At 39.0% G+C, this 21,477-nt stretch carries 23 protein-coding genes; all 23 read left to right on the top strand.

The window, feature by feature from the left end:
* Position 1: 1 nt before the first annotated feature.
* The gene (locus ACW0TQ_RS05355) at positions 2-568 is read left to right on the top strand and encodes a CPBP family intramembrane glutamic endopeptidase (protein WP_193062190.1); all 567 of its coding nucleotides are present in this window, start codon (positions 2-4) and stop codon (positions 566-568) included.
* A 10-nt stretch (positions 569-578) separates the two neighbouring features.
* Complete coding sequence (locus ACW0TQ_RS05350) at positions 579-857, top strand: hypothetical protein (protein WP_042534193.1); 279 nt, start codon at positions 579-581, stop codon at positions 855-857.
* A 268-nt stretch (positions 858-1,125) separates the two neighbouring features.
* Entirely contained in the window at positions 1,126-1,713 is a 588-nt protein-coding gene (locus ACW0TQ_RS05345; RefSeq protein ID WP_042534191.1) for a genetic competence negative regulator, read from the top strand.
* A 152-nt stretch (positions 1,714-1,865) separates the two neighbouring features.
* Positions 1,866-3,149: a Glu/Leu/Phe/Val family dehydrogenase gene (locus ACW0TQ_RS05340; protein ID WP_042534190.1), complete on the top strand. Its 1,284-nt coding sequence runs from the start codon at positions 1,866-1,868 to the stop codon at positions 3,147-3,149.
* A 210-nt stretch (positions 3,150-3,359) separates the two neighbouring features.
* Positions 3,360-4,334 (top strand): YpdA family putative bacillithiol disulfide reductase, encoded by a 975-nt coding sequence (locus ACW0TQ_RS05335; RefSeq protein WP_042534188.1) that lies wholly within the window; start codon positions 3,360-3,362, stop codon positions 4,332-4,334.
* A 140-nt stretch (positions 4,335-4,474) separates the two neighbouring features.
* Positions 4,475-5,440 (top strand): asparaginase, encoded by a 966-nt coding sequence (locus tag ACW0TQ_RS05330; protein ID WP_193062188.1) that lies wholly within the window; start codon positions 4,475-4,477, stop codon positions 5,438-5,440.
* A gap of 34 nt (positions 5,441-5,474) precedes the next feature.
* Positions 5,475-6,152 carry a glutamic-type intramembrane protease PrsW gene (gene prsW, locus ACW0TQ_RS05325; RefSeq protein WP_042534185.1) on the top strand — a complete coding sequence of 226 codons (678 nt, stop codon included), beginning with the start codon at positions 5,475-5,477 and terminating at the stop codon, positions 6,150-6,152.
* A 426-nt stretch (positions 6,153-6,578) separates the two neighbouring features.
* On the top strand, positions 6,579-7,337 hold the full coding sequence (gene sleB, locus ACW0TQ_RS05320) for a spore cortex-lytic enzyme (protein WP_042536275.1): 759 nt from the start codon (positions 6,579-6,581) through the stop codon (positions 7,335-7,337).
* Positions 7,338-7,353: 16 nt separating this feature from the next.
* Positions 7,354-8,697 (top strand): germination protein YpeB, encoded by a 1,344-nt coding sequence (gene ypeB / locus ACW0TQ_RS05315; protein ID WP_212928178.1) that lies wholly within the window; start codon positions 7,354-7,356, stop codon positions 8,695-8,697.
* A 257-nt stretch (positions 8,698-8,954) separates the two neighbouring features.
* The gene (cmk, locus tag ACW0TQ_RS05310) at positions 8,955-9,641 is read left to right on the top strand and encodes a (d)CMP kinase (RefSeq protein WP_042534179.1); all 687 of its coding nucleotides are present in this window, start codon (positions 8,955-8,957) and stop codon (positions 9,639-9,641) included.
* 143 nt (positions 9,642-9,784) lie between these two features.
* Positions 9,785-10,264, top strand: coding sequence for a lysophospholipid acyltransferase family protein (locus ACW0TQ_RS05305; RefSeq protein WP_212928223.1), 480 nt, complete (start codon positions 9,785-9,787; stop codon positions 10,262-10,264).
* Between the two features lie 114 nt (positions 10,265-10,378).
* Complete coding sequence (gene rpsA, locus ACW0TQ_RS05300; RefSeq protein ID WP_212928179.1) at positions 10,379-11,512, top strand: 30S ribosomal protein S1; 1,134 nt, start codon at positions 10,379-10,381, stop codon at positions 11,510-11,512.
* 211 nt (positions 11,513-11,723) lie between these two features.
* The gene (locus tag ACW0TQ_RS05295) at positions 11,724-12,620 is read left to right on the top strand and encodes a YIEGIA family protein (protein ID WP_042534175.1); all 897 of its coding nucleotides are present in this window, start codon (positions 11,724-11,726) and stop codon (positions 12,618-12,620) included.
* Positions 12,621-12,806, top strand: a complete 186-nt coding sequence (locus ACW0TQ_RS05290) for a capping complex subunit for YIEGIA (protein ID WP_042534173.1) — start codon at positions 12,621-12,623, stop codon at positions 12,804-12,806. It abuts the gene before it with no gap.
* 177 nt (positions 12,807-12,983) lie between these two features.
* A complete protein-coding gene (gene der, locus ACW0TQ_RS05285; protein ID WP_042534171.1) occupies positions 12,984-14,294 on the top strand; it encodes a ribosome biogenesis GTPase Der in 1,311 nt (436 codons plus the stop codon).
* Positions 14,295-14,308: 14 nt separating this feature from the next.
* Positions 14,309-15,349, top strand: coding sequence for an NAD(P)H-dependent glycerol-3-phosphate dehydrogenase (locus ACW0TQ_RS05280; protein WP_212928180.1), 1,041 nt, complete (start codon positions 14,309-14,311; stop codon positions 15,347-15,349).
* 57 nt (positions 15,350-15,406) lie between these two features.
* Entirely contained in the window at positions 15,407-15,667 is a 261-nt protein-coding gene (locus ACW0TQ_RS05275; protein ID WP_042534167.1) for a stage VI sporulation protein F, read from the top strand.
* A gap of 463 nt (positions 15,668-16,130) precedes the next feature.
* On the top strand, positions 16,131-16,328 hold the full coding sequence (locus ACW0TQ_RS05270; RefSeq protein ID WP_042534163.1) for a DUF2768 family protein: 198 nt from the start codon (positions 16,131-16,133) through the stop codon (positions 16,326-16,328).
* Positions 16,329-16,341: 13 nt separating this feature from the next.
* The gene (locus ACW0TQ_RS05265) at positions 16,342-17,064 is read left to right on the top strand and encodes a hypothetical protein (RefSeq protein ID WP_084612976.1); all 723 of its coding nucleotides are present in this window, start codon (positions 16,342-16,344) and stop codon (positions 17,062-17,064) included.
* 755 nt (positions 17,065-17,819) lie between these two features.
* Entirely contained in the window at positions 17,820-19,298 is a 1,479-nt protein-coding gene (spoIVA, locus tag ACW0TQ_RS05260) for a stage IV sporulation protein A (RefSeq protein ID WP_042534158.1), read from the top strand.
* A gap of 344 nt (positions 19,299-19,642) precedes the next feature.
* A complete protein-coding gene (locus ACW0TQ_RS05255) occupies positions 19,643-19,915 on the top strand; it encodes an HU family DNA-binding protein (protein WP_040981409.1) in 273 nt (90 codons plus the stop codon).
* Between the two features lie 175 nt (positions 19,916-20,090).
* Positions 20,091-20,312 carry a trp RNA-binding attenuation protein MtrB gene (gene mtrB, locus ACW0TQ_RS05250; protein WP_040981406.1) on the top strand — a complete coding sequence of 74 codons (222 nt, stop codon included), beginning with the start codon at positions 20,091-20,093 and terminating at the stop codon, positions 20,310-20,312.
* 397 nt (positions 20,313-20,709) lie between these two features.
* On the top strand, positions 20,710-21,477 hold the full coding sequence (locus tag ACW0TQ_RS05245) for a heptaprenyl diphosphate synthase component 1 (protein ID WP_042534156.1): 768 nt from the start codon (positions 20,710-20,712) through the stop codon (positions 21,475-21,477).

Here is a 21,477-nt window from a genome sequence, read left to right as displayed (position 1 = left end):
GATGAAACAATATGACCTGTTAAAGCAAATGTCCGTCAAAGAGCGAAGGATTCAATTATTTTTTTCACAAGGTTTATTATTCCTGATAGCGATAATTATGAGTTTTTTCCTTTTTGATTCCTTTTTCGATTGGATGCATCTTTTCAAATGGGATACAAAAGAAATTTTCATCTTTGGTTTTTTATCTGCTGTTATAATTGTTTTAATTGAAATTGCTATCGTGTATACAATGCCAAAAAAGTGGTGGGATGATGGCGGAATCAATGAACTTATATTTAAAAATCAGCCGATTGGTTTTATTTTTATATTTACGCTGACGGTGGCCATTTGCGAGGAACTTCTATTTAGAGGTGTTGTCCAGACAACTTTTGGGTATGTATTTGCAAGTATTCTTTTTGCTGCTGTTCACATACGATATATTAAGAAGCCTGTTCTATTTTCCGCTGTATTAGCCTTAAGTTTTTATATCGGCTGGGTTTATGAACATACAGCTAATTTAATTGTACCTATTGTCATGCATTTTTTTATTGACTTTCTACTTGGTTTAGTTATACGGTTAAACAAATGAGGTGATGGCATTGAGTTCCAAACAAAATGATCAGGCAGAAGCATTAAGACAAGCTATTCAAGATATAACAGAACATAAACCGGAAGAAACCAGACAAGCAGGCTCAGATGAGGAAGAACAATTGGAACAGGCATCTGTTGAAATAGATATATTGAATCTTCCTCCAAGAAATGAAGTACATAAAGGCAACCATAAAATGCGCTGGAAACTGAATCTTCCATTACTGCGTTTTATTTTCATGGTTGTGGTTCTTCTGGCACTTGCCGGTGTCTTTCTTTGGTTTACTTAAATTAAGACAAGCATCATATCATTCAATAATCACATAAAATGTTATAATAAATGTACAAGCATAGGAAGAATATATATAATGAAACTTCATTCACCAGAAGTTTTTGCTTATCTCTGTGATAAACAGGTTTATATAATAAATAAACGCTATGCTCATTTATAACCCATTTTCAAAACGATACAAGCAGGTTATGTTCATCATTTGAAAATAGTGCATATATTAATATAAATACTTGTTGCAAAAGTGAAGAAGATAAGGGGGATGCAGTATGCGGATCGAACGAATTTCAACAGACCAGTTTAAAATTTTTCTCACGTTCGATGATCTAATAGAAAGAGGATTTACCCGTGAGGACTTGTGGCATGATGCATCTAATGTTCGTACGCTGTTTAGTGATATGATGTACGAAGCAAGCAGTGAACTGGGAATGGAGTTTGAAGGAATGTTACTTGTACAGGTGCATCTCATGCAAGCTCAGGGAATGCATATTTTTGTTACCCATCAATACGACGATGCCGATATTGAAATAGATGATGAATATATTGAAATGAAAGTGACACTTGATGAAAGCAAAGAGCTTATATTTTCATTTGATGACTTTGAAGATGTAATTGCTGTGGCCGGTTATTTACCGAATATGCATATCAAAGAATCGAATGTGTATTTTATGGAGAACCGTTATTTTATGATGCTGGATCCTTATGTGCAAACAGCCCGGCATAAGGAAAATATTATAGGACTGATGTCAGAATTTGCTCATCCAAGTATCTTAACTTCCCATCGTTTACAGGAATACGGCAAGATTATTTTTGAAAGCGACGCAATAGCTAAAATCAATCATTATTTTGCTTCCTAAAAGGATGGACAAATGGGGAAGCAGAAAGCCCCTTGTTTGATTAAAAACTTCTCATCCAGCCGGTCACCTCTTTCATTGCATATTTTGTATGAAAGTGTATACTAAACCATGAGTGAGTAAAACATTGATATAATGGTAGGGGGTAAATATTAATGGCAGGCGATAAAGCAGGAGATGCTTCCCAAGCTAAAAAACAAGAAAATACGGATGTGTTAAATTCAACGTTATCTATTGTGGAAACCGCATTAAATAAACTTGGTTACCCTGAAGAAGTTTTTGATTTATTAAAAGAACCTTTGCGTATGCTTACTGTTCGTATTCCAGTCCGTATGGACGATGGTAAGGTGAAAGTCTTTACCGGTTATAGAGCCCAGCATAATGATGCGATTGGTCCGACAAAAGGCGGCATTCGTTTCCATCCGGATGTTACGGAAACAGAAGTGAAAGCACTTTCGATATGGATGAGTTTAAAAGCCGGGATTGTAGATTTGCCTTATGGCGGAGCAAAAGGCGGTATCATTTGTGACCCGAGGGAAATGTCTTTTAGAGAACTGGAAGCTTTAAGCCGCGGGTATGTTCGGGCGGTAAGTCAGATTGTCGGTCCGACAAAAGATATTCCGGCTCCAGATGTATTTACAAATTCACAAATCATGGCATGGATGATGGATGAATATAGTAAAATCGATAAATTGAATAATCCTGGTTTTATTACCGGAAAACCAATTGTTCTCGGCGGGTCTCACGGCAGAGAATCGGCAACAGCTAAAGGGGTAACGATTGCTTTAAATGAAGCGGCGAAAAAGAAAGGCATCGATATCAAGGGAGCCCGGGTCGTTATTCAGGGATTTGGGAACGCAGGAAGCTTTCTATCAAAATTTCTGCATGATGCCGGAGCAAAAGTTGTCGCAATCTCAGATGCTTATGGGGCATTACATGACCCGAATGGTTTAGATATTGATTATCTGCTGGATCGCCGTGACAGTTTTGGAACCGTAACTAAACTATTTGATAAAACGATTACAAACAAAGAATTATTTGAGCTGGACTGTGATATTATTGTTCCGGCAGCGGTACAAAACCAAATTACAAGAGATAATGCACATAATATTAAAGCCTCAATTATTGTAGAAGCAGCCAATGGCCCGACGACAATGGAAGCAACGAAGATCCTTACCGACAGGGATGTCCTTATCGTTCCGGATGTTCTGGCATCAGCCGGGGGAGTTACAGTATCCTACTTTGAATGGGTACAGAATAACCAGGGCTTTTACTGGACAGAGGAAGAAATCGACAGACGATTACATGAAATCATGATTAATTCTTTTAACAATATATATCATATGGCAAAAACAAGAAAAATTGATATGCGGCTGGCAGCTTATATGATAGGTGTAAGGAAAATGGCTGAAGCTTCCCGTTTTAGAGGCTGGGTTTAATTCATAAGGAAATAAATAAAAAACTCTTCCATGATAAGAGTTTTTTATTTGTGTAGAAGAAAAGCTTTTGTATTGCGATGCAGTCTGCTTCGTTGTACGATAGTAAATGAAAAATTTTTACGTGATAATATAGAATAAATCAGCGATTGGTTCTCTGATTAATAGCGGATGAATCGTTTTTCTAAGTGATGGATGAAGGAAGGATAAGAAATGCTAGACGAAAAAATTATTATTATTGGAGCTGGACCATGCGGAATGGCGTGTGCTTTAGAGCTTCAGCAAAAAGGCGAAAACCCTTTATTAATTGAAAAAGGAAATGTTGTTCAGACAATCAGCAACTTCCCGACTCACCAAACGTTTTTTAGCTCAAGTGACCGTTTAGAAATTGGCGGTGTCCCATTTATCTCTGAAAATAAAAAGCCGGTGCGCAATCAGGCAATGGTCTATTATCGGGAAGTTGCCGAACGAAATGAACTGCGTATAAATGCGTTTGAAACATTAGTGTCTATTGAAAAAGATGAAGAGCATTTTTGCTTAAAAACTGTTAAAAATAATGGAAGTGAGAATGAATATCGTGCGGAAAAAGTAATTATGGCTACTGGATATTATAACCAGCCTAACTACTTAGATGTCCCAGGAGAATCATTGCCTAAAGTAACCCATTATTTTAAAGAGGCACATGAATTTTTTAATCAAAAAGTTGCTGTTATCGGCGGTAAAAACTCTTCTGTAGATGCAACGCTGGAACTGCATAAAGCCGGGGCAGATGTCACCGTCATTTATCGTGGAGATATCTATTCGGAAAGTATTAAGCCATGGATTTTGCCAGAGTTTGAATCACTTGCCAGAAATGGGAAAGTGGATATGGTTTTCGGCGCATCTGTAACAGAAATAACCGATACGCATTTAACTTATGAAAAAGAGGGGCAGGAAGTAACGATCGAGAATGACTTTGTCTTTGCTATGACAGGCTATCGTCCGGATTATAGCTTGTTAAAGCAAGCTGGTGTGGAGATTAATCTGGAGAATGGCAAGCCTGTTCATGATGAGAACACGATGGAAACAAATGTGAAAAATTTATATATTGCCGGCGTAGTAGCTGCAGGATATGATAATAACAAAGTATTTATTGAAAATGGACGTTTCCATGGAGAGCAAATTGCTGCATCTATCTGCTCCAGATAATGACATGCTTTGGAACAGATAAAGCGGGAGGCCTGTTCTTCCTCTCGCTGCCGCATGCAGCTTGAACTTTATTTCAGTAAAAATTATTGTGATATACTAATAGATGATGCAGATAACTAACCAATAAAGAAGGTAATAACATGAAAAAAGTGTTGATGATTGCAACAGGAGGCACCATTGCAAGTGATAAAAACGAGGAGAGCGGTAAACTGGCTTCTGGTGTATTAACTGGAGAAGATATTATTGAAAAATGTGATGTTCCCTCCGATATTCAGGTGAAGGTGGATTCTTTCTTTCAAAAAGCTAGTATGCATTTAAACTTTTCTGATTTAATAAAAATCAAAGAAAAGTTAGACGAGTACTTAAATGAAGAAGCTTTCGACGGGATTGTAATCACACAGGGAACAGATACACTGGAAGAAGCTTCTTATTTTATGCACCTTATTTCAAACTACCATATTCCAATTGTATACACCGGATCGCAGCGTTCACCTAAAGAGGTGGGGACAGATTCCTTTATAAATATTAAAAATGCAATTTTGGCAGCCTGCAGTGAAGATTTAAAGGATGTCGGTGTGACGGTTGTATTCAATGAGCGTATTTTCCATTCCCGTTATGTCCGAAAAGAGCATGCTTCGAATATCCAAGGTTTTAATGCTTTTGGCTACGGCTATTTAGGAATTATTGATAACAACACGGTTCGAGTATTCCAAAAGCCGACGTACCGGGAGCATTTAGAGTTAAAAAAAGAGCTCCCGACGGTAGATATTATTAAAGTATATATGGAAACTGACGGAAAATATATCCAAGCAGCGATAGACAATGAAGTAGATGGACTGGTTCTGGAAGGTGTCGGCAGAGGACAAGTATCTCAGGCTATGATGCCTGCGATTAAAGAATGTATCCGAAAAGGGATAAAAGTAGTAATTACGACCTCTGCTGTGGAAGGAGAAGTTTATCCTACCTATGATTATGAAGGAAGTACCTATGATCTTATGGAGAATGGAGTACTTTTGGGAAGAGATTATGATAGTAAAAAAGCAAGAATTAAACTTCTTGTGGGAATGGCAAGTAACGCGGAACTGGAACATTTATTTGATATATAATTGTTTACCGACTAAAGAAGAGGAGTAAGAATCAATGATAGCTGCTCTATCTGCTGGTATAGCCCCTGCTGTAGCTTTTATGACGTTTATTTATTTGCGTGACCGTATCACAGAGCCGCTTTGGCTGATAGTACGTATGTTTATCGCCGGCGCATTGATTGTGTTGCCGATTATGTTTATTCAGTATGGTATTCATGCGGAGCTGGACAATATCCCGATTGTTGCAGAAGCTTTTCTATTTAGTGCGTTTCTGGAAGAGTTCTTCAAATGGTTTATGTTCATGTTCTTAATTTATCAGCATGATGAATTTGATAACCATTACGATGGAATTGTGTATGCCAGTGCAATCAGTTTAGGATTTGCTTCCTTGGAAAATGTATTTTATTTATTATCAAATGGAGTTGAATTTGCATGGATGCGTGCACTGTATCCTGTTTCTTCACACGCTCTGTTTGGAATTATTATGGGATATTATTTAGGAAAAGCAAAAATGAAACCAAAAAACAAACACAAATACTTGACGATTGCCTTTGTACTTCCATTTCTGCTGCATGGAATATATAACTACATATTACTCGGATTAAATCAATTTATTATTATCCTGTCGATATTTTTAGCTGGTGTATGGTTTTTTGCGATTTATCGTTTAAAGCATGCCAGAATGTATGATATCCGTTTCCTCCCAGACAAAATGTATAAAAGTAATAGATAAGAAGCTGACGAAATAGTTGTTCGTCAGCTTTTTTTGTGGCAAAAAGACGATTAAAACCGGCATGAAACAGGACAGAAAATGTATCCGCGAGAAAGCAATTAATTCGATTTTCATTGTTTATGAATAAAAAGAGGAATTGCACAAAAAATAGACGTAGATAAAACGAAACTTCATTCAGCTTAAGATTATCTGCTGGATGTTAGTTGAGTGGTTCAGGGAGTTAGCGCCTGTTATCTCCAACCTCAATAAATATATTTTCACTCTCTATTTCGAGGCAGGAGTTTTACGGGCGGTTCTCCGTGAGAAAATTTCTCATTTGCCAATCTTTTGCCGGCTATCCCTTTAAATATTAGAAGCAGCTGGTATGAAAAGAAAGGTTTATAGGAAGAAAATGGAGGCATCAATATGAAAAGACATCGCAAGCCTATGATTTTTAGCTTTACCCTTTTTATATTTCTATCTGCATTTATTTTTGCAAAACCAGAACAGACAAGTGCATTTAGTGATCAAGTGATTCAACAAGGAGCAGTTGGAGATGACGTTATTGAATTACAAGCCAGATTAAAACATATCGGTTTTTATAATGGCAAAATAGACGGTGTTTTTGGCTGGGGAACTTACTGGGCTTTAAGAAATTTTCAATATGAATTTGGAATGGAAATCGATGGGCTGGCCGGGCAGGCAGCAAAGGATAAGCTGACGCAGGCGACAGAATTCGATAAAGAGAAGGTGAAGCAAGAAATGTATGGGACTGGCTCTGCTCCATCCGGAGGGAATAATGGAGGAGAAGAAAGTACCCCTACCAGCTCGGTAAATGTCCCGCAAGGATATTCTAATAATGATATCCAGCTAATGGCAAACGCAGTATATGGAGAAGCAAGGGGAGAGCCTTATGAAGGCCAAGTGGCAGTTGCAGCAGTTATCCTCAATCGGGTAAACAGTGAGCTGTTTCCTGATACAGTATCCGGAGTTATCTTTGAACCGAGAGCATTTACAGCAGTGGCGGATGGACAAATATGGCTGGAGCCGAATGATCAGGCCCGAGAAGCAGTGCTGGATGCGATTAATGGTTGGGACCCCTCTGGTAATGCACTCTATTATTTCAATCCAGATACCGCAACTTCAGGATGGATTTGGACCAGACCACAGATTAAGACAATTGGAAAACATATATTCTGCAGTTAGAAAGGTGTGAAATGAAATGTATCGTTGGATTACCATCACATTGTTAACCGTAGCTCTTATTTCTGTTTCCATTTGGGGCTACCAGACAAATAAACAAAAAAATGATTTATACGTTCAAGCAGAAAATGAATATCAAAGATCCTTCCATGAACTCACCTACAATATGGATGTGTTAAACGACCAGATTGGGACCTCACTGGCAATGAATTCGCCAGATAAATTATCACCGCAGTTTGTCGATATTTGGCGAATCAGTTCCAATGCACATGCCAATACCGGGCACTTGCCAATGGGATTGTTGCCAATTCATAAAACAGAGCAATTTCTCTCAGAGTTAGGAGATTTCACTTATCAGACGGCTGTTCGTGACTTGGATAACGACCCATTAACAGAGGAAGAAACAGCGCAGCTGGAAGAATTCTATCAACAATCTGGAGAAATACGGGATGAACTCAGGGAAGCGCAGCATCACTCCTTAAGTGATGGTTCAAAATGGATGGATGTAGAACAAGCATTATTAAATACAAATGACGAAAAAGATAATGATATGGTCAATAGCTTCCAAGCGGTAGAAGACTCTTTTGATACCTCTACGGAGGAAACGCCTGAAAACAGTACAACCAGTACAGAAACGGAAGAACATTCTTATAAAAATATAACAGGTGACGATCTTTCAGAAGAAGAAGCCATGAAGGAAGCCGAAAAGATATTTGGCAAGGAAGATGGGACTGATTGGACGGTTACAAAATCTGGGGACGGGGCATTAACGCCAATGTATAGTGTCTCCTATGATGAAAATGGGGAAAGAGGCTACGCAGATTTGACTGTGCAGGGCGGCCATCCGCTTAACTTATTAGTTTCAAGAGAAATAGGCGGCAAGCAATTAAGCTTGAATGAAGGGTTTGAAATAGCAACGGATTACCTTTCAGAGCTGGGATTTGATGAAATGGAGCTTTTCCAGAGCAGTGAATATGATCAAGTCGGTATATATTCTTTTGTCTATGAAGATGATGGAGTTCGAGTTTTTTCGGATGCTGTCGAAGTGAAGGTAGCTTTAGATAATGGAGATATTACCGGTCTGACGGCAAATAATTACTTTAAAAATCATACAGAACGGGATATACCAGAACCGGCTATTTCAGAAGAAGAAGCACGTGATGCAGTAAATCAGGGCGTGAAAATTCAAGAAAATCATCTAGCGATTATTGATGATAATCAGGGTGAAGAGATTCTCACCTATGAATTTTTAGGAACCAGAGATGACGCGACGTATCGCATATTTATTAATGCTGAGACAGGGGAAGAAGAAAAAATTGAGAAAATGACAGATGCGGAAATTAATTACAATTCTGTAATATAAGTAAAAACATTCTTATATAGTAACTGCCTTCGAGAATTTATTTTATACATTTTCGAAGGCAATTTTCTTTGTTATTCTTACAAATAAGAAGTCTTATGGAGCGTCTGACTTTAGAATCCTGAAAGCAGAGATATAGAAATGTTCAAGAAAAATTGCAGGTGTTCTCGACTGTTTAATAAATTGGGAATATGTTATGATAGAGTAGTGTAGAACTCGCTTGGCAATTGTCAGGCTTTTTAATGGCAGGAGTGAAGAGAATGGAGCTTATTTCAATTGCAATTGACGGTCCGGCAGCAGCTGGAAAGAGTACGGTTGCTAAACAGATTGCAAAAAAGCTGGGTATTATTTATGTGGATACTGGAGCGATGTATAGGGCGCTTACTTATCAGACCCTGCAAGAGAATATTGATCTGGAAGATGAAAAAGCGGTCATGGAAATTTTAAATAAGATTGATATCAGGCTTGCACAGGATAAAGAAGGACAGCGTGTATTTATCAATGAGAAGGATGTCACGGAGGCAGTACGCTATCCGGATGTTACAGCGTCCGTTTCGGTTATTGCGAAGCATCCATTGGTTCGAAAAAAAATGGTGGCTGCTCAGCAAGAGCTTGCACAGGATAATAGTGTTGTCATGGACGGACGCGATATAGGATCGCATGTTTTGCCGGATGCGGATGTGAAAATATTTCTTATCGCTTCTGTAACAGAACGAGCCAAGCGCCGCTTCGAGGAAAACAGGCAAAAAGGCATCCCCGCTGATTTACATACACTGGAAAAAGAAATAGAAAAGCGGGATGAACTCGACTCTACCCGCGAGGCATCCCCGCTGGTCAAAGCGGAAGATGCGGTTGAATTGGATACTACTTCCTTATCCATTGATGATGTGACAAATAAAATTCTCGAGATATGCCAGCCATTTATTGAAAAACTTGGCATTCGCTAACGTGTTGTTTTTCTGGAATACCTTGGACTCTGAAGTGTAAGCTTGTTAACGAATACCTTCGTTGTTAATTGTATGTAACAAGGGAATAACCTTCCCCTGTTACATGCAAAAGTTTAAAAACAGGAGGCGGGCCTCCATGCTTTATTATTTGTTCCAATCATACTTCTAACCTTGACCCGCCTGTGGTAGGAATGACAGCATCTAGAACAATCCATTTTATGGCAAAGGAAGAGCTTTTCAGCGGAAAAATCTTAGGTGGTATCTTAAAGAGGGTCCACGCTTTTCCGGTCAAACGGGGTCTGGCTGACCGGAATGCTTTAAGAGGCGGCCTGAAAATTTTAGAAGAGGGAGGAACGCTCGGCTTGTTTCCAGAGGGGACAAGAAGTAAGGATGGCAAACCGGGAAACGCATTGCCTGGAGTCGGCTTTTTTGCACTCCGATCACAAGCGGAAGTCGTTCCCTGTGTCATTATGAGTGATTATAAATTATTTCGTCGGACGAAGGTTGTTTATGGAAAACCAATGGATGCAGAAGCTTTTCGGAAAAATAAATCTTCTGCAAAAGAAATGTCAGAGGGAATTATGGAAGAAATCAGAAATTTATACGAAATTCATAAAAATTAATTGACTTTACTTGACAAATAAAACTAATTATTAGAAGTTATAGGTAGAACATATGAATAATCTTTTTCTATTCGAATGTGTGAATAGGCGAACTGTAACTAGGAGGCTAAGGATATGAGTGAAGAAAATAAAGACCTTCAAGAATTAGAAGTTGGTGCTACGGTGACGGGAACAGTTGTAAAATTAGAAGAAAAACAAGTTCTTGTTGATATCGGATATAAAACAGAAGGTATTTTACCGATAAGCGAACTTTCCACGCTCCATGTAGAGTCTACAACTGATGTGTTAGCTGAAGGGGAAGAAGTCACTTTAAAAGTAAAGAAAATCGATGATGATGAAGTTGTATTATCAAAAAAAGCTGTAGATGCAGAACAATCCTGGGAAGAGCTTGAAAGAAAATATGAACAGGGTGAGACTTTTGAGACAACAGTGAAGGAAGTTGTTAAAGGCGGACTTGTTGTGGATGTAGGAGTACGCGGCTTTATTCCGGCCTCTTTAGTTGAAACCTATTACGTGGAAGATTTCAGTGATTATTTAGATCGTACGTTAAAGGTGAAAATTACGGATATGGACCGGACCCAAAACCGGGTTATCTTATCCCATCGTGCGATTGTAGAGGAAGAAGAAAAAGACAGAAAAGAAAAAGTTCTGCAATCATTAAACCCTGGTGATGTAATTGAGGGTGTCGTACAACGTATTACCAATTTTGGTGTATTTGTTGATTTAGGAGGAGTTGATGGGCTTGTCCATATCTCCCAATTAGCGCATGAGCATGTTGAAAAAGCTTCAGATGTTGTTTCTGAAGGAGATAAAATCAAAGTAGAAGTTATTTCTGTCGATTTAGACAGTGAACGTATCTCTTTATCTCATAAAAATACGCTCCCTGGACCTTGGGCAGAAGTAAGTGAAAAAATTAAACCTGGTTCCACTGCAGAAGGTGTTGTCAAGAGACTGGTCAGCTTTGGAGCATTTGTTGAACTATTGCCTGGCGTTGAAGGCCTTGTTCATATTTCTCAAATTGCCAACCGTCATATCGGCACACCACAGGAAGTCCTTGAAATTGGACAGCCTGTTACAGTGAAGGTATTAGATGTGAATGAAGAAGAACAGCGCATTTCTTTAAGCATCAAAGAATTGGAGCAGGAACAAGAAGAAAAAGAATACAAGCAATATGAAAAATCCGATGATCAGCCCGGCTTTCAGCTTGGTGATGTGATTGGAAATAAATTGGATAAATACAAAAAATAATAACAATGATTATTAGAAAAAGAAGATTGTCTCGAAGTATCAAGGGACAATCTTCTTTTTTTATGCAGTAAAAGACGTTTATGCTTTTTTGTTGCCCAAAAACTGTGCCTATCGATGAACAGTTTTTTTCAGGCAATAAGACCGGGTAAATTTATAAATAATCCGTTTAAAAAATAGCCATACTAACACATAAGAAAAAGAGGTGGTTTGTATGGAAATTGAATATTACGCACAAGCAATTTTATTTGGAGTGGTTGCAGGGACACTGGCCAGATTAATCACATTACGTAGTGATTATAGGCAGTATCCTACCTATCTGCATGGCCGGATTATTCACTTATCATTAGGATTTATAGCTGCGTCACTTGGTGCATTGGCTATTCCTGCTTTATTGGAAATGGAATTTACTGCTGTAACCTTCTTAACGGTAGCCGCAACTCAATTTAGAGATGTCCGGAATATGGAGCGAAATACGTTAACAGAATTGGATCAATTCGAACTGGTCTCCAGAGGCAGCACGTACATTGAAGGAATTGCTATTTCTTTTGAAGGAAGAAATTATCTTGTTATGTTTGCAGCCTTTTTAACAACGTTTGCTTATATAAATTGGGGGTGGTTTCCTTCCACCGTTGTTGGTGTATTAACCATCGTTGCAGCGCTTAGCTTTATGAGCGGGTCTTCGTTAAGAGACATTGTCGAAATCGAAGAATCAGATATCTCCTTTGACGGGGCCGGCTTGTATGTTGATAATATTTATATTATGAATATCGGGATAGAAGAAAGACAGGAAGAGATTTTAAAATATGGAATGGGGTTTATCCTCACACCAAAAAATATAAATGTTATCACTACGATCAGCAACCTGGGTCAGCGGCAGGCCATATTACATGATGTTTCTGCTACTTTAGGAATTTATAAAGATTCGGGAACCCCTGCTTTAGCCCCTTTGATAAAACGTGATCTTGATGACGGTAGGCTGGGTGTTTTTATTTTACCGCTTGTCCGGGATGCAGATCTGGCTAAAAAAGTAATCGGCTCGGTTCCTGTATTAGAAAATGCGATTAAAATGCCTTCAGAAGCTACATTTTTAAAAGGGGGTAAAAAGTAAATGATTGTCGAAAAAGCGATTTTAGCTGTCATCACTACTAAAGAAGAGCAAGTTGGAGGAGGAGCTCCTATCTTTATCTGTGCCTCGAATGAGGAGCTTCAGTTATTTTCAACCAATCTGGAAGCGATTATGGACGGCATTGCACATCGTTTGAGTGATGAGGTCTATATTATTGTAAAACACTAAAAGTAAGAGGCTGCTTTAAATAAAATCATTTTGAACAAGCGTTAATATATTTCGTTGTGGAACTTTCCTACTTTTGCTAGAATAAAGACTGAGATGCAGTGAGATTGTGTATTACTGGGTCGTATAACCTGCTGATATTTTAGAAGGAATTTTGAAAAAAGAGAGGATGTTCCTTACGTGAGGAAATCTGTAGTAGCAATTGTTGGTAGACCAAATGTTGGTAAATCAACGATATTTAATCGATTAGTTGGAGAAAGAATTTCTATCGTGGAAGATACACCTGGTGTAACCCGCGATCGTATTTATTCGGAAGCAGAATGGTTAAATCAAACATTTAACATAATAGATACTGGCGGTATTGAAATGGTCGATGAGCCATTATTAAATCAAATGAGACAGCAGGCTGAAATTGCCATTGATGAAGCAGATGTTATTATTTTTATGCTTAACGGCAGAGAAGGTATTACTGCGGCCGATGAAGAGGTTGCAAAGCTTTTATTCAAATCCAATAAGCCGGTTGTTTTAGCCGTGAATAAGATGGACAACCCCGAAATGCGTGAAATGGTGTATGAGTTTTATGCCTTGGGATTTGGACAGCCGTTTCCTATTTCCGGAACACATGGCCTCGGGCTGGGAGATATGCTGGATGAAGTAGTGGCTCATTTTCCGGAAAATGAGGAAACAGAAAAAGAGGATGATACGATTTACTTCAGTTTAATCGGTCGACCAAATGTAGGAAAGTCCTCCCTGGTAAATGCTTTACTAAATGAAAATCGCGTGATTGTAAGTGAAATAGAAGGCACAACCAGAGATGCTATCGATACGAAATTACGTAAAGATGATCAAGATTTTGTGATTATTGATACAGCTGGAATGCGTAAACGCGGTAAGGTTTATGAAAGCACAGAGAAATACAGCGTTTTAAGGGCGCTGCGGGCGATTGAACGCTCTGATGTGGTCTTGGTATTAATAGACGCAGAAACGGGCATCAGAGAGCAGGATAAGAAGATTGCGGGTTATGCACACGAGGCAGGCCGGGCAATTGTTATCGTTGTAAATAAGTGGGATACGGTGGACAGTGACGAAAAAGCAATGAAGGATTTTGAAACAAAAATTCGGGCGCATTTTCAGTATTTAGATTATGCACCAATTGTATTTTTGTCTGCAAAAACAAAAAAACGGCTTCATACGCTGATCCCAATGGTTCAATTAGCAAGCGAAAATCATTCGAAGCGTGTTCAGACAAATGTTCTCAATGACGTGATTATGGATGCCATTGCAATGAATCCGACGCCAACATTGAAGGGGAGAAGGCTGAAAGTGTTATATGCGACACAGGTAGCTGTGAAACCGCCTAGCTTTGTCGTGTTTGTGAATGACCCGGAACTCATGCATTTTTCTTATGAACGATTTTTAGAGAATAAAATTAGAGATGCTTTTGATTTTGCAGGAACTCCGATAAAAATATTTGCACGACGGAGACAGTAAAGGGGAGAGATACGATGCGTAAGGTTGCAGTACTTGGAGCAGGCAGCTGGGGAACAGCACTTGCAATAGTTTTAGCTGATAATGGGCATGAGGTGCGATTGTGGGCACATCGACAGGAGCATGTAGACGAAATCAACCAAACTCACCGGAATAATAAATACCTGGACGTTGATATTCCCGACGCTATAACTGCATTTCATGACATGAAGGAAGCTGTAAAAGATGCAGATGCAGTTGTTATCGTTGTTCCGACAAAAGCAATTCGTGAGGTTTGTCAGCAGTTAAAAGATGACATTCATTCAAGCACACAGATTATCCATGCGACAAAAGGGATTGAGCCCGGTTCGTTGAAACGTGTATCTGAAATGATTTCGGAGGAGATACCTGATTTCCCTTATGAGAACATTGTGGTGTTATCCGGACCGAGTCATGCAGAAGAGGTAGCATTGCGTCATCCAACGACAGTATCTGTATCAGCAGTCAATCTGGACAGGGCACGTCAAGCGCAAGATTTATTCAACAGTGAAAATTTACGTGTTTATACAAGCGATGATATTTTGGGGATCGAAGTCGGAGGAGCTCTCAAAAATATTATTGCATTAGGAGCCGGTATTTCAGATGGTCTCGGCTATGGAGATAATGCAAAAGCAGCTTTGATTACACGCGGTTTAGCCGAAATTGCCCGCCTCGGTACATCCCTGGGAGCTAATCCATTAAGCTTCCTTGGTCTGTCAGGTGTAGGAGATTTGATTGTTACCTGTACAAGTGTCCACAGCAGAAACTGGAGAGCTGGAAACCTGTTAGGTAAGGGGATGAATCTCGACCAGGTTTTAGAAGAAATGGGCATGGTGGTAGAAGGTGTCCGGACAGTGCAGGCAGCACACCAATTTGCGAAAGAGCAGGGTGTTGAGATGCCGATTACCCAAGGAATCTTCCAAGTGCTTTTTGAGGATAAAAAACCAAAGGACGTTGTAGACGAATTAATGAGCCGGAATAAGCGTCAGGAAATGGATGATATAAGCAATCTTTTAAAAGAACGTTATTCGGATAAGTAACACATAACTTTCCTTCTTGCATATACTGTGACGAATGAACTGCAAGGAGGAAATCATGTGAATAATTTTCAAAAAGGTATGTTTGATAAGATACAAAAGAACACAAACATTCGTCCTGAGGAAGTCTATAAAGTAGCTGATTCGGTAAAGCATGCAAATTTTTCGGATGAAAAAACCGTTCGAAATCTTGTGAAACAGCTTTCACAGATGGCAGGTAAACCCCTTTCAAAAGAAAAAGAAGACAAAATTGTACAATCCATTGTCAAAAATAAAATGCCTGGGGATGTCAATTCGTTAAATAATTTATTTAAGAAATAGGTTTTTATCACAGTATAACTGGCTGTGAAATTCCCGTGTCACGAAAATGAGAGAACTCGAAAATTCTATGCGGGAATTGGCGCCCAAGATAACATTTTACGATGGGGCGAGTAACCGCGGTCCCAGCCTTTGTTCTTTATTCAGCGGGGATAAAAAAATCTCCGCTGAATAAAGTTTCACTTTATAGGCAGTTGAGTATACAGATTTTCAAAATACTGCATAAGATAAATCGCACCAGCATTCAAGGAATAGAGTTGCTGAGGATATTATTTAGTCAACCTGTGGTGAAGATACCCCCTTTGCCGCAGGTTTTTATATGAAGAAAAGACAATTTCAACTGAATGCGAAAGAAAGCGTTTAAAATGTTCAATGTTTCGTCAGTTATCTTAGAGTACATCGCCCAGAAGTTATGTTATAATAGCATCTGGTAAAATGTATTTTGATTGAAATAGAGGTGAACGCTTTGTCAGTATCCATGTTAATGATGTATATATCCTTTGTCGGGATGTTTTTATTAATCTTAGCTACAGGCTTGATTGTCTGGAGCAGAACAAAGCTGCGAGGCTGGTTTGGCAGTATTATTACATTTTTAGCTTATATAAGTCTCGTCAGCGGTGCTTTGATTATTTTATATGTTACATTTAGTGGACCAACAAGATAGGAAAAGGAGTTTCATGATGAAATATACATATTTATTGACGATACCCTTTATGTTCTTGCTTTTAAGCGGCTGTATGTATCCTCAAAGCGAGCGGTCGGAAAATCAGATTCCGAATGAAGAACAGTTAGCTGTTGTCCAGCAGGCAGTTGAAACCTATAGAGAAGAGGAAGATGGTTTAGTGCCGATTCAGACGAAAGACAGCGACACACATATCTTTGAAAAGTATTTGATTGATTTTAAGCAGATGCTGGAGAAAGGTTATTTGTCTGAACTGCCTGGAAACTCTTTTGAAGAGGGCGGCGTCTATCAGTATACGATTATTGACCCGGAAGACGATTTGCAAGTCCGCCTTATTGATTTACAAACCACGGAGCAATTGCGAAGCGTCAATGTACGATTAGACGTTTACAGGCAAGAGCACACATATCCAGCTTACGGACAGCAGATCACAGATCAAATATATACGGTGGATTATGAAAAGCTCGGATTAAGTGAACCGCCGACTGCGAAAAGTCCTTATTCGCAGGCTGATTTGCCGATTGTGATGGATTTAGACGGCAAATTATATATTGATTATTCTTATGATTTGAATCAGGCGCTGGAAGAGGATAATCATGGCTATGAAGAGGGCGATGATATCCGTTATCTTTTAGTGGATAATTATCCGTTTGTTCCAGCATATTCCCTGCCTTATACCGTAGAAGATGGACAAGCCGTATTTATGGAAGAAGACTAAATAGAAAAGCCATGCAGTTTCAATAATTGAACTGTATGGCTTTTTTTGAAGAATAAGAATGTTTATAAAAATAGCCGCTCCGGAAAAACACTACGCTTTCCATGGGCTTGCGCTCAGCTTCCTCGAAAAAAAGAAGTTCACTTTTTTTCTGCGGTGTCTTCACACTGGGACTGGGACTGCGATTACTCGTCCCATCGAAGAGCTTTTGCGATTACTTGCCCCCCCGAAGACCATTGCGCTTTCCCATAGGAGTCTCCGTGTTTTTCCACCGCTAGAATCAGCTTCATTTCTTTGAAAGAAAGCAAATAAAACATATTTCTTCAAAGATGGGAGCGGAGGGAAGTCGACTCCTGCGGGAAAAGCAACAGGTGAAGACCCCGCAGGAAGCGGTTTTCTTCCGAGGAGGCTGAACGTTGCCCGCGAAAAGCGACTTCCCGCAGCGGACATCGCTTCGGCGAGGACACCGGTGATTTAAAGACCAACCAATATTCTTGGTTTTCTTTGTCGTCTTCAAACAAAACAGAATAAATAGATTCATGCTGCATATACATGAGATATAAAGTTTGTTTATAAACACCTGTGTTTTATTTGTAGCTTGCTTAGAGGACCTTTTAAAGTCAAATATGACGTCTGATGGACGTGTGATAAAAATGTGTAAAACTTAGTCATAATCTAATAGGACAACGTCATAGACTGTTAGTGTCCAACTATTACGGGTGATGTATATCAAAGTACGGAGATCGGGAGGGGATCTTTTGGAAAAAACAGATATTTTTAAGGATATATCGAAACGTACAAATGGCGACATATATCTTGGAATCGTCGGAGCAGTCCGTACGGGAAAGTCCACCTTTATTAAGAAATTCATGGAGTTGGTTGTACTTCCTAATATTGAAAGTGAAAGTGAAAGAGCAAGAGCACATGATGAATTACCGCAGAGCGCAGCAGGAAAAACCATTATGACAACAGAACCAAAGTTTGTTCCGAATCAGGCTGTTCAAGTAAATGTGGAAGATGGATTAGATGTAAATGTCCGTCTTGTTGATTGTGTTGGATACGCTGTAGAAGGGGCGAAAGGGTTTGAGGACGAAAATGGCCCGCGTATGATTCATACACCGTGGTACGAGGACCCTATCCCGTTTCATGATGCAGCAGAAATAGGAACCCGTAAAGTAATTCAGGAGCATTCTACCATTGGCGTTGTCGTGACAACAGACGGTACTATCGGTGAAATAGATAGAGAAGACTATATTGAAGCTGAGACAAGAGTGATTGAAGAGTTAAAAGAGGTTGGCAAGCCATTTATTATGGTAATCAATTCTACAGAACCGCACAGTCAAAAAACAACTTTGCTTCGGGAAGAGCTGACGGAGCAGCATGATATTCCGGTATTAGCGATGAGCGTAGAAACAATGACAGAACATGATGTCTATAGTGTACTGCGTGAAGCATTATTCGAATTTCCGGTACTTGAGGTAAATGTAAACCTGCCTAGCTGGGTAATGGTTTTAAAAGAAGATCACTGGCTTCGTCAAAATTATCAGGAGGCCATTCAAGATACCGTAAAGGATATAAAACGCTTGCGTGATGTCGACCATATCGTTGGCCATTTCAGAGATTATGAACATATTGAAGGTGCCAATTTAGCAGGGATGGAGATGGGCGAGGGTATTGCCGAAATCGACTTGCATGCCCCTGATCAGTTATATGACCATGTTCTGAAGGAGATTGTCGGGGAGGAGATTCGAGGTAAAGACCATTTATTAGAGCTAATGCAGGATTTTGCCTATGCGAAAAGAGAGTATGATCAAGTTTCAGGTGCTCTGCAAATGGTAAAACAAACCGGCTATGGTATTGCTGCTCCCAGTTTAGAGGATATGCAGCTGGATGAACCGGAAATCATCCGTCAGGGCTCCAGGTTCGGTGTCCGTCTGAAAGCTGTTGCCCCGTCTATTCATATGATTCGGGTCGAAGTAGAATCTGAATTCTCTCCTATTATCGGAACCGAAAAACAAAGTGAAGAGCTGGTCCGTTATCTGATGCAGGATTTTGAAGAAGATCCGCTGTCTATCTGGGAATCAGATATTTTTGGCAGATCGCTCAGTTCGATTGTCAGAGAAGGTATTCAAGCTAAAATCTCGTTAATGCCAGAGAATGCAAGATATAAATTAAAAGATACCCTAGAGAGAATTATTAACGAAGGGTCAGGCGGTTTAATCGCTATTATTTTATAAAAAAACACTTCTCGATAAGCAGCTAAATTGATAGCTGTTTATTTTTTTTATAATTTTTTTGTCAGAACGGCTAAAAAATCTGCAAAACACCGTATAGATTTATGGAAAGGTGACAATGCTTGTTGCATAAGAGTTTAGCCTGTTTCTCTTAAGAAAAAGGAATTTTTATGTAAAATCTCAATAAATTCTAGAGAAATCGATAGTTTTTGTTGAATTTTATTCCAAACTCGTTTATTATAAGCCTTGTCATCACATATTAGGGTGACTTTGATGAAACAGACCATGGGATAGGCAGACTAACTAGCCTATTTGTCTAAAGAACATCCTGGGAGGAGGTGAATGTCATGAATAAAACAGATTTAGTAAATGCTGTGGCTGAGAAGAGCGATCTTTCAAAAAAGGATGCAACAAAAGCTGTGGATGCAGTATTTGATGCAGTCATGGATTCACTGAAGAATGGTGAAAAAGTACAACTAATCGGTTTTGGTAACTTTGAAGTTCGTGAACGTTCTGCACGTAAAGGACGCAATCCACAAACAGGAGAAGAAATCGAAATTCCTGCAAGCAAAGTTCCTGCTTTCAAACCAGGTAAAGCTCTTAAGGATAGTGTAAAATAATATTTTACATATCCGGACAGGAGTGTACAAAAGGGAGGGATACGTTGATAAACGTGTCCCTTTCCTTATTTCTGCATGAGAAAAGCATCAAGGGGCTGAACAGCCTATTAAAGCAAAGATGTTATTTAAATAGATTTATTTTACATAAAGAATTCCATTTAAGGAGGAGTAATGTATGAATGATCAGAACGCAAAAGCAGATTATTTCGTTATTAAAGCATTAGAAGACGGTGTTCATGTTATTGGCCTGACGCGTGGAAGCAATACAAAATTCCATCATTCTGAAAAACTGGACCAAGGCGAAATTATGATTGCTCAATTCACAGAACATACTTCTGCTATTAAAGTTCGCGGTAAAGCACTTATTCAAACAAGTCATGGCGAAATAGAAAATTAATATAATAACATCCCCTTATTAGTATTTTACGAAGTAATCCATAGCCTCGCTCAAAAACAACTCCACCTGAAGAAAGTTAGGAAACAGCTGGAAGGTTATTTGTTTTCCAGTCCATGTGAGATAAAGACTTGTTCATTTCTGTGAGCAGCGGCGATGTTTCGATGCCGAAAAATATTCTGGATATTGTTTCTCTGACAGAAGCAGTTGGAATAGGGGTTTTTATTTTTTTGCACGATAGGACAGGATAAGAAAGGCTGTGGATTCGCTGAAAAACAAGCGAATGCGAGGTTTTCTAAGACCAAGCCTATAATAGAATAAGTTCTTTCGTTTTTATAACATTTAAAATGTGCTATAATAGCTAGAGCAAAGAAAGGCTGAAAGGGTCCGGGTGATAGTGTTGACTACATTTATTACAACAGATAGAGGTTATAGAAAAATACTGGAAAATAAATTATATGATTCTTACATTCATAAGCATATACGTTATCCAGTGATCGATGAAGAAAAGTGGAATTTATTGCTATTTCTTGTTGAACAACATAAATCATTAACTCCTTTGCAGCGTGAAAAGTATATTATTTCAACCATGCTTGTTCAAATCGCCCTGGATACACATGATTTTGTTCCGGTCAAACAACATGCTGATACAGAAAATGAAATGATTGAGAAGCAGCTTCAGGTCCTCTCAGGAGATTACTATAGCGGACTGTATTATTTATTGCTTGCAGAAGCGGGGGAAATTCAGTTTATCCAGATACTCGCGAATGCGATTCGTGAAATAAATGAACTAAAAGTTACTTTATACTATGAAGAACAATTACCGCTTGAAACCTGGTTAAATATCAAAATGAAATTAAATGCATCCGTGCTGGTACATGTTGCTAAATATCTGCATGATCCTGAATTAGAATCGATTATTCAAAACTGGCTGATGTATCGCCGTTTAGATACAGAAGAAGCAGATAACGGATATACTTTACTGCGCAAAGAGTGGGAAGCACGTAATAATAAAGCAACTTCGATTCCGCTGATTGACGGGAAATTGATTCGGGATTTTGAAAAAGCTGTTTACCGTGATGTTTCGGAATTATCCAGCTCTAGTTTATTTATGGAGCAATTTATTTATTCCCGGGAAACGAAAGAAATAAGAACGTCAAGACTTTAA

Source organism: Oceanobacillus sp. M60 (assembly GCF_053839645.1).
The sequence above is the reverse complement of the archived record's forward strand: the minus strand, read 5'-3'. Positions and strand labels throughout refer to the sequence as shown.

What these genes read in the sequence shown, in the direction of transcription:
- ACW0TQ_RS05265 (WP_084612976.1), top strand. Translation starts at nt 16,342, where the DNA reads ATGATGAAATATACATATTTATTGACGATACCCTTTATGTTCTTGCTT.
- ACW0TQ_RS05340 (WP_042534190.1), top strand. Translation starts at nt 1,866, where the DNA reads ATGGCAGGCGATAAAGCAGGAGATGCTTCCCAAGCTAAAAAACAAGAA.
- sleB (WP_042536275.1), top strand. Translation starts at nt 6,579, where the DNA reads ATGATTTTTAGCTTTACCCTTTTTATATTTCTATCTGCATTTATTTTT.
- ypeB (WP_212928178.1), top strand. Translation starts at nt 7,354, where the DNA reads ATGTATCGTTGGATTACCATCACATTGTTAACCGTAGCTCTTATTTCT.
- ACW0TQ_RS05335 (WP_042534188.1), top strand. Translation starts at nt 3,360, where the DNA reads ATGCTAGACGAAAAAATTATTATTATTGGAGCTGGACCATGCGGAATG.
- cmk (WP_042534179.1), top strand. Translation starts at nt 8,955, where the DNA reads ATGGAGCTTATTTCAATTGCAATTGACGGTCCGGCAGCAGCTGGAAAG.
- ACW0TQ_RS05355 (WP_193062190.1), top strand. Translation starts at nt 2, where the DNA reads ATGAAACAATATGACCTGTTAAAGCAAATGTCCGTCAAAGAGCGAAGG.
- rpsA (WP_212928179.1), top strand. Translation starts at nt 10,379, where the DNA reads ATGAGTGAAGAAAATAAAGACCTTCAAGAATTAGAAGTTGGTGCTACG.
- ACW0TQ_RS05255 (WP_040981409.1), top strand. Translation starts at nt 19,643, where the DNA reads ATGAATAAAACAGATTTAGTAAATGCTGTGGCTGAGAAGAGCGATCTT.
- ACW0TQ_RS05280 (WP_212928180.1), top strand. Translation starts at nt 14,309, where the DNA reads ATGCGTAAGGTTGCAGTACTTGGAGCAGGCAGCTGGGGAACAGCACTT.
- ACW0TQ_RS05330 (WP_193062188.1), top strand. Translation starts at nt 4,475, where the DNA reads ATGAAAAAAGTGTTGATGATTGCAACAGGAGGCACCATTGCAAGTGAT.
- ACW0TQ_RS05345 (WP_042534191.1), top strand. Translation starts at nt 1,126, where the DNA reads ATGCGGATCGAACGAATTTCAACAGACCAGTTTAAAATTTTTCTCACG.
- ACW0TQ_RS05290 (WP_042534173.1), top strand. Translation starts at nt 12,621, where the DNA reads ATGATTGTCGAAAAAGCGATTTTAGCTGTCATCACTACTAAAGAAGAG.
- ACW0TQ_RS05295 (WP_042534175.1), top strand. Translation starts at nt 11,724, where the DNA reads ATGGAAATTGAATATTACGCACAAGCAATTTTATTTGGAGTGGTTGCA.
- prsW (WP_042534185.1), top strand. Translation starts at nt 5,475, where the DNA reads ATGATAGCTGCTCTATCTGCTGGTATAGCCCCTGCTGTAGCTTTTATG.
- mtrB (WP_040981406.1), top strand. Translation starts at nt 20,091, where the DNA reads ATGAATGATCAGAACGCAAAAGCAGATTATTTCGTTATTAAAGCATTA.